The sequence below is a fragment of the Streptomyces sp. NPDC031111 genome (assembly GCF_055570675.1).
On sequence record NZ_JBVIGS010000002.1, the window covers coordinates 16,836 to 31,426 of the forward strand.

The window sequence follows — 14,591 nt, forward strand, 5'->3', positions numbered from 1 at the left end:
CGTCCCGCCCATCGCGTGTGGTTCAGCGGGCTCGGTCGTAGACCACGGCCATCTCGCCCAGGGGGCCGGTTTCCTGGTGGGTGAGGGTCCACTTTGTGGTGGGGAGGCCGTCGGCGAAGAGGCGTTGGCCTCCTCCGAGGATCTCGGGGACGATCATGAGGTAGAGCCGGTCCAGCAGGTCTGCTGCGAGGAGCGGCTTGATGATGCTCGCGCTGCTGTTGACGAGGATGTCGCCCTCGCCGGTGGTCCCGAGGGTGGAGACGATTTCCGCGGCGGGGGCGTTGACCACGCGGGTGTGGTCCCAGGGCGCCTCGGTCAGCGTGGTCGAAAAGACCACCTTCTCCGTGTCGACCAGCCACTTCGCATAGCCGCGATCACGGGGATCGGCGTTCTCGTCCGCGGCGACGGACGGCCAGTACCCCAGGAATCCCTCGGCGTTGACCCTGCCGAGCAGTGCCGTCGTCGCGCCCTCCCAGATGCGGGTGAGGTGGTTCCGTGCGACCTCGGTGGTCACGTACGGGGCGAACGAGCCGAAGTCGTGGGGCCCGGCGGGACCGTGGTAACGGCCGTCGAGGCTGAGGGCCAGGTTCGCGGTCACCCTGCGGCCGGTCGAGTCGGTCATGTCGCGCTCCTTGTGTCGGCACTGTCGGTGTCGTGCGGGTCCGCGGCGAGGGTCGCCACGAGTTTGTCGAGGCTCTGGCCGAAGCCGATCTCGATGCCCGCGATGAAGTCGGCGGAGTCGATGGTGCTGTCGGTGATCCGCCAGTGGGCGTCGAGGTCCGTGCCGGTGGCGGTGGGGTTCAGGCCGAGGTCGACGTGGGCGGTGAAGGCGATGCTCCCGTCGGGGAGCAGGGGGGAGAGGCGGTACGCGAGGTGCTCGCCGGGGTGTACCTCCTCGACGACTCCCTCCGCGCGGCCGGCGATCAGGTCGGAGCCGTCGGTGTCCTCGGCGTCGCGGTACTCGTGGACGATCCGGCCACCCGGCCGCGCCTCGAAGACGAGCTCGGAGACGCGGAGGTCGTCGGGTGTCCACCAGTGGGCGAGCAGGGATGCCTCGGTGAGGTGGCGCCAGACCAGCTCGGGCCGCCCCGTCAGCGAGCGGTGGAATCTGAACGAGCGGCCGTCGGCCCATCCCGTCCCGTCCGCGGCGAGCCGTTCCGCGCGGAGGCTGAGTTCGTAGCGGTCGTAGGTCGCGCGCGGGCCGCCGTCCTGGTCCGCGCTGTCGGCGAGCTGGTTGAGCGCGGCCGCCAGATCCCGGAGGGGGCCTGACCGGAGCGCGTAGATACGGCGCTGACCGGTGCGCTGGGAGGTGACGAGGCCGGCGCGTTCGAGGGTCTGGAGGTGCTTGGTCGTCTGCGGCTGGCGCGCCTCGGCGAGCTGGGCCAGGACGCCGACCGGCCGGGGCCGCTCGGCCAGCAGCGTCACGAGCCGCCAGCGGGCCGGTTCGGCCAGTGCGGTGAGCAGTGCTTCCATGAGTCAAAGTATTCGTGGAAGTGAATATTTGTGTCAAGGAATAAACCGCCTCACGCGCGGCCTGAACCGGTGGGGGTCAGCCGCCCTGGCCGGCGCTTCCGAGGGGGCCGACGTTCACCGGGGTGCCGGAGCCGTCCGTGACGGGCAGGGTGGGGGCGCCCGGCCAGTCGAGGGTGACGGACTTCGTCTCGTCCGGCGGGGTGACCACCAGGCCCGTGATGCGGACGCCGGAGCCGCCGGAGTCGTTGAGCGGGTAGGTGATGCCGAAGAACACCGACTCGCCGTCCTTGAGGACGACCTTGGGGGCCGGCTCGCCGGTGCGGTTCGCGGACAGTGTCCCCGCGTTGGTCTTGAGGTCGACGCCCGCGTGGCCCGACATCGCGCAGTCCCGGCCGCCGCCGTTCTTGAACTCGACCGCGACGGTGCCTTCCTGGTCGCCGTCGATGGTGCTGTCCGTCGCCGTGACCTCCAGCTCGTCGGTGCGGCACTTGTCGATCTCGCCGTTCTTGTCGGAGCCGGTTCCGGTGACTGTGCCCTGGCCCTCGTCCGCGTTCTTTCCGGAGGTGTCCTTTGAGGCGCCCTGATCAGAGCCGCCCGTGCGTGAACTGCCCTTCGAGTCGGGCGAGGAGGAGGTGGAGGACGAGTCGTTCTCGCAGGCGGTGAGCGAGAGACCCGCGACGATGGCCAGGGCCGCGATGGTGAGCTTGTTGACGCGCATGGTGTCTTCCTCGGGATCGGTCGGTGTGCCGGCCCGTCGGTACGGACGAGCGTTCTTCTGCACACCAAGAGCGGCCCGCCCGGACCCGCGTTTCGCTCAACCACCCGCCACTACACGCCTGTTACAGATGGAGCGAACTCAGGACAGTTCGCGCAGGGCGCGGCCGATGGCTGTCACGCCCTCCGTGATGGCTCCGGGCGGGTCCGCCGCGTAGCCGAGGACCAGGCCCGGGGGGCCGGGGAGTTGGCGGTGCCAGGAGAGGGGGTGGCACTTCACGCCGTGGGTGAGGGCCGCGGCGGCGAGTTCGGTGTCGGGGACGTCCGGGGTGTAGGTGACCGTCAGGTGGAGGCCGGCCGCCGCGCCGTGGACGGTCGCGCCCGGGAGGTGTTGCCGTACGGCGTCGATCATCGCGTCGCGGCGGCGGATGTGGCGGGTGCGGAGCAGGCGCAGGTGCCGCTCCAGTTGGCCCGATTCCATCAGCCGGGCGAGGACCAGTTGGGGCAGTACGGCGTTGCCCAGGTCGGTGAAGCGTTTCGCGGCGGTCAGCGCGTCCAGGTGGCGGGGCGGTGGGACCATCCAGCCGATCCGCAGGGCCGGGGCGAGCAGTTTGGACACGCTGCCCATGTAGCAGAGCCGGTCGGCGAGCAGGGAGCGCAGCGCGGGCACGGGCGGGCGGTCGTAGCGGTGCTCGGCGTCGTAGTCGTCCTCCAGGATCAGCCCGCCGTCCGCGGCCCACCGCAGCAGCTCGCGGCGGCGTTCGCCGCTCGTCACGACACCGGTGGGGAACTGGTGGGCGGGAGTGAGGAGTACGGCGCGGGCGCCGGTGGCGTGCAGCGCGTCGATGCGGGGGCCGTGGGCGTCGACCGGTACCGGTGGGGTGGTCAGGCCTCCGTTGCGCAGGTGCTGGTGGGTGCCGAGCGAGCCCGGCTCCTCCACCGCGACCGCGGTGATGCCGTCCGCCCGCAGCACGGGGTGCAGCAGGGTGAGCGCCTGCGCGGTGCCGGCGACGATGAGGATCCCGTCCGGCTCGACCCGGACGCCCCGGCTGCGCGCCAGCCAGTCGGCGACGGCGCGGCGCAGCCGGGGGGCGCCGCGCGGGTCGCCGTATCCGAGGTCCACGGTGGACAGTTCGGCGAGCACGGCTCGTTCGGCGCGCAGCCAGGCCGTGCGGGGGAACGCGGAGAGGTCGGGTCGGCCGGGGGTGAGGTCGATGCGGGCGTCGGCGGCGCGGAGCGCGTCGAAGACGTCGGCTCCGGGTGCGGTGGTGAAGGGGGAGTGCGGTGCGGTTCGGCCGGCGGGCGTCGCCGCCGGTCCGTGGGGCGGGGGCGTCGCGACCACCACCGTGCCGCCGCGCCGGCGTCCCTCGACATGGCCGTCCTCGGCGAGCCGCCGGTACGCCTCGGTGACCACGCCCCGGGAGACGCGCAGCTCGGCGGCGAGGACCCGGGTGGCGGGCAGTCTGCTGCCCACGGTCAGCCGGCGGTCGGTGATGGCCTGCCGCAGTCGCTGGGCCAGCCAGTCCGCCTTGCCGCCCGCGGGCGCGTCCTCGGCGCGCAGTTGGAGGAAGTCGGAGCCGTGCGCCGACGTACCGCTGGTCACCCCTTCCCTCTCGCTCACCGCACCCATGGTGCCATGCACGGTTACGGCGTCCGCGTACCGAGCAAGGGCTCGTCGCTGAACGTGAACTCCCGTGCGGAGGAGGTGAGAAGGGCCGTCGTCGGGGCGGTCCGCCAGTGCGCGGTGAGCTCCTCGGCGATCGTCTCCAGCGCCTCCGCGACGGTGTCCGTGGCGTCGTCGTGCACGGCCTCCGTCACCACGAAGATCCGGCTGGTGTGCTCGCCCACCGCCGAGTGGCCGCTCTGCCGGTTGGTCCAGCGGCGGGCGTGCGCCCGCCCGGCGGAGTCGGCGTACGTCACCTCGCCGGGTGCCGGGTGCTCGGTGTCGCCGCCGAAGGTCGTGTACTCCTCGTCGCCGTGGGCGTGGCGCACTTCGAGGAGCGGGCCGGTGATGCGGTCGGCGTCGAGGACGGCGACGGGGACGGCGTACGCGACGGAGATCGCGTTGCACAGGTCGACCACGGGGTGGATGCGCGGCAGGGTTCCCTCCTTCCGCAGCCGCCGCAGCAGGGACTCCGAGGCGCACCGGTACTGGGTCGGCTTCAGGCCCATCCGGGCGAACACCCGGCGCCAGGCCAGGACTTCGGGGAACTGGCCCTCGGAGGCGTCCGCCAGCCGGGCCCGGGCGCGGGCGGTGTACTCCGCGACGCGCGGGCCCACGTCGGCCTCGCGGCTGACGCCGGTGGCGTGGAGCGCGGCCGCCGCGAGCTGCGGGTGGTCGGACCAGATCGCGTCTGTGTGCCGGAATCGCATCTCAGGCCACCGCCATCCGTGCGCTCAGCCCCACGAAGCAGACGGCGAACACCCGGCGGAGGCCCGTCATGATCCTGGGCCGGGCCGTCAGGCGGTCGCGTACGGCGGCGGCGCACATGCCGTACGCGACGAAGACGATGAAGGTCAGGGCCATGAAGACCGCGCCGAGCTGGAGCATGAGGCCCAGGGAGCCGGGGGCGCCGACGGGGACGAACTGGGGGAGGAACGCGACGAAGAACATGGTCAGTTTCGGGTTCAGTACGTTGATCAGCACCCCGGAGGTGATCACGCGGGCCGCCGACCGCGGCTCGGCCTCCGCCGTGACGGTCAACGCGTCCTTGTCGCGCAGCGTCGCCCACGCCATGTACAGCAGATAGCCGACGCCGAGGTACTTCACCACCCCGTAGGCGACGGCGCTGGTGTGCAGCAGCGCGGCGAGACCGCTGATGGTCGCCACCAGGTGCGGTACGACGCCGAGCGTGCAGCCGAGCGCGGCCACCACGCTCGCCCGGCGGCCGTGGGACAGTCCGGCGGCGAGCGTGTACACCACGCCGGTGCCGGGGGTGACCACCACGACGAGGGTGGTCAGCAGGAACGCGAGACTCAAGGGAACCCTCCGCGAGTGTGCAGGTCCTCCCAGCCTGCTGCGGTCATGGTCCGAAGGGCAGAGCCAAAAGGTGCCGGTCCGGCCGGTCCAAAAGCCGTTGACGCGCTGTCAGAGGGCCTCGGCCACGGCCCGGGCGAACGCCTCCGGGTTGTCCAGCATGATGTTGTGGCCGCAGTCGGGGATCGCGGTCAAGGAGACTTCCGCGGCGGTCAGTTCGGCCGAACCGGGGAACGGCCCGTCGGCCTCCGGGTACAGGAACGCGCGCGGAATCGGAAGGGCGAGCAGGAGTTCGCGCATCGTCGGCGTCGTGCCCCGGACCAGGTGGGTGGCGCTGCGGTGCAGCGCCACACGTCCCGCCAGACGCATCGTCGACCACCAGTGGGCACCCGCCCGGTCGCGGACCTCGCGCCAGCCGCCGGACACGAACTCCTCCTCCGAGTACGCCGCGATGCCGCTGCTGCCGAGGGCGCCGGGCACCCGGGGCAACGGATCCAGGTTGGCGTCGGCCAGGACGAGGCGGGACACCAGCTCCGGGTGGCGGGCGGCGAGGACGACGGCGACGGAGCCGCCCATGCTGTGGGCGACCAGTTCGGCCCCCGCGACACCGGCGGCGCGCAGCGCGGCCGCGAGTGCGTCGGCGTGGTCCTCGAGGGTGTACGCGAACGAGGTGGGGCGGTCGCTGTGGCCGTGGCCGAGCAGGTCCACCAGGAGCGAGCGATGGCCGGCGAGGAGGGGATGGACGGCGGTCGCCGTGAAGTACGCGGGGGAGGTGGCGCCCAGGCCGTGGACGTACACGCGGACCGGGTCGCGGCCCGGCAGCTCCACCCAGCGGATACGGTCGCCCTCTGCCGTTACGGCGGCGCTGTGCACGGTCGGGTCCCCCTCGGGATGGCGTGATGACGAGCGACGAGCACCGTATCCCCCGGTGACCGGCCCCGGTGGTCCGGGCCGACTCCGCGTCGGCAAAGGCACGGGTGGGGCGGGCGTAGCGTAGGCGGTATGACGACGTACGGATCCTTTCCCGGCACGCGGCCCCGGCGCCTGCGGACCACCCCCGTCATGCGTCGGATGGTCGCCGAGACCCGGCTGCATCCCGCCGACTTCATCCTCCCGGCCTTCGTGCGTGAGGGCGTGAACGAACCCGTGCCGATCGCGGCCATGCCGGGTGTCGTGCAGCACACGCGCGACAGCCTGAAGAAGGCGGCGGCGGAGGCCGTGGCCGCCGGGATCTCCGGGATCATGCTGTTCGGTGTGCCGGAGGAGTCGAAGAAGGACGCCCTCGGGACGCCGGGCACCGACCCGGACGGGATCCTCCAGGTCGCCCTCCGGGACGTGCGGGCCGAGGTCGGGGACGACCTGCTCGTCATGTCCGACCTGTGCCTCGACGAGACGACCGATCACGGGCACTGCGGGGTCCTCGACGAGCAGGGGCGCGTCGACAACGACGCCACGCTGGAGCGGTACGCCGAGATGGCCCAGGTGCAGGCCGACGCGGGCGCCCATGTGGTCGGGCCGAGCGGGATGATGGATGGGCAGATCGGTGTCGTCCGCGACGCCCTCGACCAGATCGGGCGGGAGGACGTCGCCATCCTCGCCTACACCGCCAAGTACGCCTCCGCGTTCTACGGGCCGTTCCGGGAGGCCGTCGGGTCCTCGCTCAAGGGTGACCGCAAGACCTACCAGCAGGACCCGGCGAACCTCCGTGAGTCGATGCGCGAGCTGGCGCTCGACCTGGAGGAGGGCGCCGACATGGTGATGGTGAAGCCGGCGGGCCCGTATCTGGACATTCTCGCGCGGGTCGCGGACTCGGTGGACGTGCCGGTGGCGGCGTACCAGATCTCCGGTGAGTACTCGATGATCGAGGCCGCCGCCGAGAAGGGCTGGATCGACCGGGACCGGGCGATCCTCGAATCGCTGACCGGCATCAAGCGGGCCGGCGCGCGCAACATCCTCACCTACTGGGCCGTCGAGGCGGCCCGCGCCCTGCGCTGACTCCGTACGGCCGCCGGGCTCCTGGACCGTCCCTGCGGGGGACGGTCCAGGAGCCCGGCGCGTTCACGACGCCAGGAGGGCCTCCAGGGCCTTGTCCGTCGACGTGAGGGCCTGCTCGCCGGTGTTGAGCGAGTCGTAGACGTAGTGCACCGACGCGTTCTCGATGCCGCAGAAGGCGGAGATCCCGGTGCGGAGGGTGCGGGTGACCGTCTCGTGCCAGCCGAGGTCGGCGAACTGGTCCTGCCGGTAGCTGCCAGGGTGAGCCAGAGCATCCGTTTGCTGCGGAGGCGGGGGACGGGGCTGCCGTAGGCGAAGCCGTGGTTCCAGACGCGGTCGATCCAGCCCTTGAGAACCGCCGGGAGGCCGAACCACCACAGCGGGAACACCACGACGATCGTGTCGGCCGCCTCGACACGGCGCATGTGGGACCGGGTCTCGGCGGAGTACGTCTTGTCGGGGTCGGCCCAGTCCGGCTCGTCCTCCAGGGGCATCCGGGGGTCGAAGCCCTCGGCGTGGAGGTCGAGCAGGTCGACGGTGAAGCCGGCGTCCGTGAGGCGGGCGCGGACGTGGCGGGCGAGCCGTGCGGTCAGGGAGCCGCTACGGGGGTGGGCGAGGACGAGGAGGGCGTGCCCGGCCCCGGGGGACGCGGTCCCGGAGGAACCGGCCCCGGTGGGCGCGGTTCCGGATGTCGCGGTCGTCATCGGGTCTCACCCAGCCTGACCAGCATCTTGCCCGTGTTGGCGCCGCGCAGCACGCCCAGGAGCGCGTCGGGTGCCCGCTCGATGCCCTCGACGACGGTCGTCTCGGTGCGCAGGGTGCCGTCGGCGAGCCAGGGCGCGGCCTTGGCGATCCACTCGGGGAACAGGTCCAGATGACGGCTGACCAGCATCCCGCGGAGCGTGACCTCCTTGGCGGCCGCGTCGAAGAGGTTGCGGGGGCCGGGGACCGGTTCCGTGGCGTTGTACGTGCTGATCGCGCCGACCATCGCGATCCTGCCGTCGGGCCGCATCGCGCCGATGGCCGCCTCCAGGTGGTCGCCGGCCACCGAGTCCAGGTAGACGTCGATGCCGTCGGGGGCGGCCCGGTCGAGCTGTTCGGCCAGCCGGCCCTCGCGGTGGTCGACGGCCGCGTCGAAACCGAAGGTGTCGATGAGCTTGCCGGTCTTGAGCGGGCCGCCCGCCGATCCGATCACCCGGGACGCCCCCAGCTTCCGGGCCAGCTGCCCGGCGACGCTGCCGACCGCGCCGGCCGCCGCGGAGACGAGGACGACGTCCCCGGGGCGGACGGGGGCGGTACGGGTCAGGGCGGCGTAGGCGCTCAGGCCCGTGGTGCCGAGCGGGCCGAGGTACGCCTCCGGCGGGGCGAGGGAGGTGTCGATCACCGTCGCCGCCCCGGCGTCCAGCACCGCGTACTCGCGCCAGCCCAGGAAGTGCGAGACCGTCGCACCGACCGGCACCGACGCCGCACGGGAGGCGATCACCTCGCCGAGCGCGGCGCCCTCCAGGGGTGCGTCGAGCTCGAAGGGCGCGATGTACGAGTGTCCTTCGTTCATCCGGCCGCGCATGTACGGGTCCACGGACATCCAGGTGTTGCGGACCAGGATCTCGCCCTCGCCGGGCGCGGGGACCTCGGTGGTGGCCGTCGCGAAGTCCTCCGGAACCGGTTCACCCACGGGGCGGGCGGCGAGGCGGATCTCGCGGGAGGTGGTCGTGGTCTTCTCACGGGAAGTCGTCGTTGTCATGGGGGAAGCGTGCGCGGGGGCGCGCACGGACCACTGACGGACCGCGCACGGAGCGCGCACGCGGGGCGACGGCACGCGTTAGCGTGGGGCATGCGTTTCGACGTGTTGGGGCCGTTGCGGGTGCGGACCGAGGACGGCGGGCTCGTCCCGGTCACCGAACCGAAGGTGCGGACACTGCTCGCCGATCTGCTGGTGCACCACGGGAGTTCGGTGCCGGTGGACCGGCTGGTCGACGACCTGTGGGGCGACGACCTGCCGGGGAACCCCGCCAACAGCCTCCAGACCAAGGTGTCCCAGTTGCGCCGCGCCCTGGAGCGGGCCGAGGACGGCGGCCGCGCTCTCGTGGGGTACGGCCCGGCGGGCTATGTGCTGCGGGTGCCGGAGGACGCGGTCGACTCGGGGCGGTTCGTGCTGCTGACGGCCCGGGCGCGGCGGGAGGGCGACCCCCGGACGAAGGCGTCGCTGCTGTCGGAGGCGCTGGGACTGTGGCGGGGTCCGGCGTTCGCCGACTTCCGGGACGCCGCCTTCGTCCAGGCCGCCGCCGCGGGGCTGGAGGAGCAGCGGATCACCGCGCGGGAGGACCTCGCCGAACTCCGGCTCGAACTGGGTGAACACCACCAGCTCGCCGACGAGTTGGGCCCCGTCGTCGCGGCGCATCCGCTGCGGCAGCGGCTGCGCGGCGTCCACATGCGGGCGCTCTACCGGGCCGGACGGCAGAGCGAGGCACTGGAGGCGTACGAGGAGGTGCGGCGGCAGCTCGCCGAGGAGCTGGGCGTCGACCCCGCACCCGAACTCGCCGAACTCCACCAAGCGATGCTCCGGCAGGATCCGGGACTCGGACCCGGTTCCGCGCCCACCACCGCCGTCCGGGCGCGTACGAACCTGCCCACGCAGGTCAGTTCACTGGTGGGCCGACGGGACGCGGTCGACCGGGTGTGCCGGCTCGTCGGCGCGCACCGGCTGGTCACGCTCACCGGACCCGGTGGTGTCGGCAAGACCCGGCTCGCGCTGGAGGCGGCGGCCCGTCTGGCGGACGGCGACGGACACCCCGACGGGGTCTGGCTCGTCGAACTCACCGGTGCCGGGGGCGAGGTGGCCGAAACCGTCGCGGCGGTGCTCGACGTGCGCGACGACGCCGCGCCGGGGGCGCCCGGCGGTGACATGGGCACCGGTTCCGTACCGGACCGGCTGGCCGAGGCGCTCGGGGCGCGTCGGCTGCTCCTCGTCCTCGACAACTGCGAGCACGTCGTCGGGCCCGTCGCCGCGCTCGTCGGCGGGCTCCTGCGTGCCGCGCCCGGCCTGCGCGTCCTCGCCACCAGCCAGGAACCCCTGGCCGTCCCCGGTGAGGTCCTGGACGACGTCGCGCCGCTGGCGGAGGCCGAGGCCATGGAGCTGTTCGCGGAGCGCGCCACGGCCGCGGCGCCCGGCTTCGTGCTGGGGCCCCGGAACGCCGAGGCCGTCGCCCTCGTCTGCCGGCGCCTCGACGGCATCCCCCTCGCCCTCGAACTGGCCGCGACCCGGGTCCGCGCGCTCGGTGTGCACGCGCTGGCCGACCGGCTGCACGACCGCTTCCGGCTGCTCCACCAGGTCCGCCGGGACGCCCCGGCACGGCAGCGCACCCTCCGCGCGATGATCGACTGGAGCTGGGAGCTGCTGTCCCCGCCGGAGCGGACGGTGCTGCGGCGGCTCGCCGTGTTCACCGGAGGGTTCACCCTGGAGTCCGCGGAGGCGGTGTGCGCCGTACGCGACGCGGCAGGGGCGGGAGGCGCGGAAGACGCGGAAGACGCGGACGTACGGGCCGAGGACGTGCTCGACGTCGTCACCCGGCTCGTCGACCGCTCCCTGATCGTCCCGGCGTACGGCACCGACGGCCACGGCGGCCCGGAGGGCCCCCGTTACCGGCTGCTGGAGTCGGTGGCCGCCTACGGAATGGAGCGGCTGGACGAGGCCGGGGAGACCAAGGACACCCTGCGACGGCACGCCCTCCACCACGCCGATCTCGCCGAGCGGGCCGCGCCCCTGCTGCGCGGGCGCGACCAACGCCACTGGCTGCACCGCCTGGACGCCGAGACGCCGAACCTGCGCGCGGCCCTCGACCGCGCCGTGACGGCCGGGGACGGCGGACTCGCGCTGCGGCTGGTCAACGCGCTGACCTGGTACTGGTATCTGCGCGGACGTTTCGGTGAGGCGGTCAGGTCGCTGCGGCACGCGATGGAGTGCGCGGACCCGGGGGCCACCCCCGTGCCGGGCCCCGCGGCGCTCCGCACCGAACCCGCCCTCGCCTCCGCCCGCGTCAGACGGGCCGCGTTCGCCCTCTTCACCGGGGACGAACCGGCTGCGGACGGCCCCTGCGAGGGGGCCGACACCTGGGGCAGATGGCTGCTCGCCCACGCGCGCTGCGGCTTCGGCGACCCGGCGGGGGGCGAGGGTTCCTTCGAGGCTTCCTTCGACGGGCTGACCGCCGAGTTCCGTAAGGCCGGCGACCGTTGGGGCGAGGCCGCAGCGCTCAGCACGCTCGCCACCCAGGCGCTCTACGAGGGTGACCTCGCGGCGGTCCGGCGCCACGCCGGGGCGAGTGCCGTGATCTTCGACGAAGTGGGCGACCGGTGGGGTCAGTTGCAGGCGTCGGAACATCTGGGCGTGGTCGCCGAGGTCACCGGCGACTACCCGGCCGCGGCCCGGCTCCACCGGGACGGTGTACGCGGCGCCGAGGAACTCCAGATGTGGTCGCACGTCTCCTTCCGGCTGGCCAGGCTCGGCCGTATCGCGCTGCTGACCGGCGACGACGTATGGGCCACGGAGCTGCACGAGCGGGCCCGGCGGCTCGCCGTGGAGCAGTCGCACCGGACCGCGGAGCAGTTCGCCGAGAACGGTCTTGCCCTCGGCGCCCGCCGCCGCGGCGATCTCGCCACCGCCGAGGCGCTGTTGCGGCCCTGGCTGGACTGGAACCGGCGCTTCGGTGTGGACTCGGGCGCCGCGCTGGTCCTCGCGCAGCTCGGCTATGTCGCCGAGCAGCGCGGCGACGCGCGGCGCGCGGAGGAACTGCACCGGGACGGGTTCGCGGCGGCGCGTCGCAGCGGGGACCCGCGGGCGGTGGCGCTCGCCCTGGAGGGACTGGCCGGTGCGCGGGCGGTGGCCGGCCGGGCCGAGGAGGCCGCGTCCCTGCTCGGCACCGCGGCCGCCGTCCGGGACGCCGTCGGCGCGCCCCTGCCCCCTGCCGAACGCGCCGACGTGGACCGTGCGGCGGAGCGCGCCCGTGAGGCCCTGGGCGGGCCCGGCTTCTCGGCGGCGTTCGCCCGGGGCCGGACCTTCACCGCCGAGGACGGGATACGGCTGCTCGACGCGAGCATGTCGCGCGAGTGAGGCCGCAGACACCCCCTAGGACAGGGCGTCCTCCATCGACTGCTGCCAGTACGTCACCGCCAGCGTGCTGTCGTAGTACACGCCCTTCGCCGGCAGGGACGGGATCGCGGAGGGGCCGCCGCTGCTGTTCGGCGTGCGGCCCTGGAAGCCGACGGTGAGCTTGTGGCCGGTGGTGCCGCCGTTCCCGCTGCCGTCGGCGGCCGACAGGAGCACGCCGGCGTACGCGGACTCGCCCGGGTCGATGCCTACCACGGCCTGCGGCTTCGTCGCCTCGATGGGCTGCGGCACCCACTGCATCTCGTCGAAGCGGAGCACCGGGAAGTAGGTGAGGTCGCAGGGCTTCGAGCCGGTGTTCTTCACCGTGATCAGCATGTGGTTGAGGGGGCGGGGCACCGGCTGGGCGGTGACGCTGGTGTTGGAGCCGTTGCAGGCGACGCGGGTCTGAGGGGCGTCGTCATCGGACCCGCCGGAAGCGGACCCGCCGGAACCGGAACCACCGGATGCGCCGGACCCGTTCGTGCCACCGGCGGCCTTGTCCTTGTCGTTGTTGCCGCTGCCGTCGTTTCCGCCGGCCTGGGAGGGGGCGTTCGAGGTGTCCTTGGAGGTGTCCGAGGGCGTGTCCGCGGTCGCCGTCGCGCTCGGCGTGGCGGCGCCCTCGTCCTCGGTGCCCGTACCGTCCTGGCAGGCCGTGAGGGCGAGCGCGGCGAGGGTGGCTCCGGTGGCGGCGAGCAGACGGATGCGGGAGGTACGCATGGCGAATTCCTTTTCCTGAGTACGGGTTTCGGCGTGGCCGCTCGACCGGGGACCGGGAGCGGCGTGCTTGGATGACCAGAGCGTGTCCGGTGATCCGTCCCGGCTGCCAGCTCTGGCGGGGTATCCGGGACGCTGGAACGCTCGTACCGCTGTGACCTGGGGAAACGACCGTTCCCTGGAATGGCGGAATGGGACATGGGGGTGGGAGGAACGGTGTCGGAAGGCACGGCCGCGGCGGAGTTCGCCAGGCAGTTGAGGGCGCTGAAGGAGCGGTCCGGGCTGAGCTACGGGGTGCTCGCCAAACGGCTCCACATGAGTACGTCGACCCTGCACCGGTACTGCAACGGGGACGCGGTGCCGACCGAGTACGCGCCGGTGGAACGGCTGGCGAGGCTCTGTAGGGCGAGCCCCGAGGAACTGGTCGAGCTGCACCGGCGGTGGGTGCTGGCGGACGCGGCGCGAGGGCGGAAGGGGGCGCCCGACGCGACTCCGGAGGCGCCCGCACCTGTCGAGGAGCCGGCCGCGGAGGTGCCGGAGGCGGACGGGGTGCCGGAGGAGGACGGGGATCCCGAGGGCGGCGTCCCGCAGCCCGAGGTCCCCGAAGTCACCGGCACCGGCGAACCCAGCCCCCGTCCCCGGCGCCGTACCCGTACCGCCGTCCTCGCCGGCATCGCCGTGGCCGCCGTCCTCGGCGGAGTCGCCCTCGCCCTGAACCTCCCGGGAGGCGGCGGGGCGGACGGGGACGGGCGGAAGGGGCCCGTCGGGGCCGCGGGCGTCGACGGCGGAGCCGGCCGGGACGACACCGCCGCCTCACCGTCCCCCTCCGCCTCGCCCTCCGCGTCCACCAAGGAGAAGGGCAAGGGCACGCCCAGCGCGTCGGCCTCGGCGTCCGCCGCCGCCCCGCCGAGCGCCTCCAGGGGCACCGGGGGCCAGGACAACACCGTGCCGCTCACCGTGCGGACGGACCCGTACGTCTGGCAGGACCCCTGCTCCCAGCGGTATCTGATCGAGGAGCCGCCGGCCCAGGTCTCCCCGCCGCCGGTGGAGCAGGACGCGCCGGCGTGGGTCGCCACGCAGCGCGCCGTGTCGTCGGGGGAGCAGTATGTGCGGGTCACCGTGCAGGGCACCGGCTCGGAGACGGTGGTCGTGGACGGGCTCACCGTGCGGGTGGCGGGCAAGCGGTCGCCGCTCCCCTGGAACGACTTCGCCATGGGCTACCCCGGCGTCGGCTGCGGCGGGAACGTGCCCACGCGTTCCTTCACCGTCGCCCTGGACGCCGCGCGGCCGGTGGTGACGCCGGAGTCCGGGCACCGGAACTTCCCGTTCAAGGTGAGCGAGTCGGACCCCGAGGTCTACTTCGTCAAGGCCGACGCCTCGGCGTACGACGTGAGTTGGTACCTGGAGCTGAAGTGGTCAAGCGGCTCCCGCAGCGGCACGCTCACCCTCGGCGACGAGGGCGAGCCCTTCCGCACCAGCGGCAACAACGGGCGCCCGGCGTACGAGTTCCCGCTGGGCGGCGAGGAGTGGGTGCCGGAGGGAACCACCGAGGTGGAGTAGCCGACCGTACGGACCAGG

Annotated in this window: 13 protein-coding genes; 3 read left to right on the forward strand and 10 right to left on the reverse strand. The window is 73.4% G+C overall.

The features are described 5' to 3' along the window. Nucleotides 1–22: 22 nt before the first annotated feature. The 7 genes from ACZ470_RS03705 to ACZ470_RS03735 all read right to left on the reverse strand — a co-directional run bounded on the left by ACZ470_RS03705 (nucleotide 23) and on the right by ACZ470_RS03735 (nucleotide 6,037). A complete protein-coding gene (locus ACZ470_RS03705; protein ID WP_468424089.1) occupies nucleotides 23–622 on the reverse strand; it encodes a dihydrofolate reductase family protein in 600 nt (199 codons plus the stop codon). Next, nucleotides 619–1,473, reverse strand: a complete 855-nt coding sequence (locus ACZ470_RS03710) for a metalloregulator ArsR/SmtB family transcription factor (RefSeq protein ID WP_468424091.1) — start codon at nucleotides 1,471–1,473, stop codon at nucleotides 619–621. The genes ACZ470_RS03705 and ACZ470_RS03710 overlap by 4 nt, the downstream gene beginning before the upstream one ends. 76 nt (nucleotides 1,474–1,549) lie before the next feature. Continuing rightward, nucleotides 1,550–2,191, reverse strand: coding sequence for a DUF4232 domain-containing protein (locus ACZ470_RS03715; RefSeq protein ID WP_468424093.1), 642 nt, complete (start codon nucleotides 2,189–2,191; stop codon nucleotides 1,550–1,552). A gap of 138 nt (nucleotides 2,192–2,329) precedes the next feature. Continuing rightward, nucleotides 2,330–3,817: a MocR-like pyridoxine biosynthesis transcription factor PdxR gene (gene pdxR / locus ACZ470_RS03720; RefSeq protein WP_468424095.1), complete on the reverse strand. Its 1,488-nt coding sequence runs from the start codon at nucleotides 3,815–3,817 to the stop codon at nucleotides 2,330–2,332. Between the two features lie 14 nt (nucleotides 3,818–3,831). Beyond that, a complete protein-coding gene (locus tag ACZ470_RS03725) occupies nucleotides 3,832–4,560 on the reverse strand; it encodes a B3/B4 domain-containing protein (RefSeq protein WP_468424097.1) in 729 nt (242 codons plus the stop codon). A 1-nt stretch (nucleotide 4,561) separates the two neighbouring features. Then, the gene (locus ACZ470_RS03730) at nucleotides 4,562–5,167 is read right to left on the reverse strand and encodes a LysE family translocator (RefSeq protein ID WP_468424099.1); all 606 of its coding nucleotides are present in this window, start codon (nucleotides 5,165–5,167) and stop codon (nucleotides 4,562–4,564) included. 108 nt (nucleotides 5,168–5,275) lie between these two features. After that, the gene (locus tag ACZ470_RS03735) at nucleotides 5,276–6,037 is read right to left on the reverse strand and encodes an alpha/beta fold hydrolase (protein ID WP_468424101.1); all 762 of its coding nucleotides are present in this window, start codon (nucleotides 6,035–6,037) and stop codon (nucleotides 5,276–5,278) included. 129 nt (nucleotides 6,038–6,166) lie between these two features. On the opposite strand from ACZ470_RS03735, the gene hemB reads away from it, so the two are divergent. Further along, on the forward strand, nucleotides 6,167–7,159 hold the full coding sequence (gene hemB, locus ACZ470_RS03740; protein ID WP_468424103.1) for a porphobilinogen synthase: 993 nt from the start codon (nucleotides 6,167–6,169) through the stop codon (nucleotides 7,157–7,159). On the opposite strand, the gene ACZ470_RS03745 is transcribed toward hemB, so the two are convergent. Next, nucleotides 7,123–7,860, reverse strand: coding sequence for an NAD(P)H oxidoreductase (locus tag ACZ470_RS03745; RefSeq protein WP_468424105.1), 738 nt, complete (start codon nucleotides 7,858–7,860; stop codon nucleotides 7,123–7,125). The two genes, hemB and ACZ470_RS03745, sit on opposite strands and share 37 nt — an antisense overlap. Next, a complete protein-coding gene (locus ACZ470_RS03750; RefSeq protein ID WP_468424107.1) occupies nucleotides 7,857–8,900 on the reverse strand; it encodes an NADP-dependent oxidoreductase in 1,044 nt (347 codons plus the stop codon). Before ACZ470_RS03750 ends, ACZ470_RS03745 begins: the two co-directional genes overlap by 4 nt. Nucleotides 8,901–8,990: 90 nt before the next feature. Between ACZ470_RS03750 and ACZ470_RS03755 the strand changes: the two genes are divergently transcribed. Beyond that, on the forward strand, nucleotides 8,991–12,263 hold the full coding sequence (locus ACZ470_RS03755; RefSeq protein WP_468424109.1) for an AfsR/SARP family transcriptional regulator: 3,273 nt from the start codon (nucleotides 8,991–8,993) through the stop codon (nucleotides 12,261–12,263). Nucleotides 12,264–12,278: 15 nt separating this feature from the next. Here the strand turns inward: ACZ470_RS03755 and ACZ470_RS03760 are convergent, their stop codons facing one another. Beyond that, complete coding sequence (locus tag ACZ470_RS03760; protein ID WP_468424111.1) at nucleotides 12,279–13,016, reverse strand: DUF4232 domain-containing protein; 738 nt, start codon at nucleotides 13,014–13,016, stop codon at nucleotides 12,279–12,281. Nucleotides 13,017–13,229: 213 nt separating this feature from the next. On the opposite strand from ACZ470_RS03760, the gene ACZ470_RS03765 reads away from it, so the two are divergent. After that, on the forward strand, nucleotides 13,230–14,573 hold the full coding sequence (locus ACZ470_RS03765; protein ID WP_468424113.1) for a helix-turn-helix domain-containing protein: 1,344 nt from the start codon (nucleotides 13,230–13,232) through the stop codon (nucleotides 14,571–14,573). Nucleotides 14,574–14,591: the final 18 nt, after the last annotated feature.

Excerpts from the sequence above, each read along its gene's own strand:
- ACZ470_RS03705 (WP_468424089.1), bottom strand. The coding sequence starts at position 622 with ATGACCGACTCGACCGGCCGCAGGGTGACCGCGAACCTGGCCCTCAGC.
- ACZ470_RS03710 (WP_468424091.1), bottom strand. The coding sequence starts at position 1,473 with ATGGAAGCACTGCTCACCGCACTGGCCGAACCGGCCCGCTGGCGGCTC.
- ACZ470_RS03715 (WP_468424093.1), bottom strand. The coding sequence starts at position 2,191 with ATGCGCGTCAACAAGCTCACCATCGCGGCCCTGGCCATCGTCGCGGGT.
- pdxR (WP_468424095.1), bottom strand. The coding sequence starts at position 3,817 with ATGGGTGCGGTGAGCGAGAGGGAAGGGGTGACCAGCGGTACGTCGGCG.
- ACZ470_RS03725 (WP_468424097.1), bottom strand. The coding sequence starts at position 4,560 with ATGCGATTCCGGCACACAGACGCGATCTGGTCCGACCACCCGCAGCTC.
- hemB (WP_468424103.1), top strand. The coding sequence starts at position 6,167 with ATGACGACGTACGGATCCTTTCCCGGCACGCGGCCCCGGCGCCTGCGG.
- ACZ470_RS03745 (WP_468424105.1), bottom strand. The coding sequence starts at position 7,860 with ATGACGACCGCGACATCCGGAACCGCGCCCACCGGGGCCGGTTCCTCC.
- ACZ470_RS03750 (WP_468424107.1), bottom strand. The coding sequence starts at position 8,900 with ATGACAACGACGACTTCCCGTGAGAAGACCACGACCACCTCCCGCGAG.
- ACZ470_RS03755 (WP_468424109.1), top strand. The coding sequence starts at position 8,991 with ATGCGTTTCGACGTGTTGGGGCCGTTGCGGGTGCGGACCGAGGACGGC.
- ACZ470_RS03760 (WP_468424111.1), bottom strand. The coding sequence starts at position 13,016 with ATGCGTACCTCCCGCATCCGTCTGCTCGCCGCCACCGGAGCCACCCTC.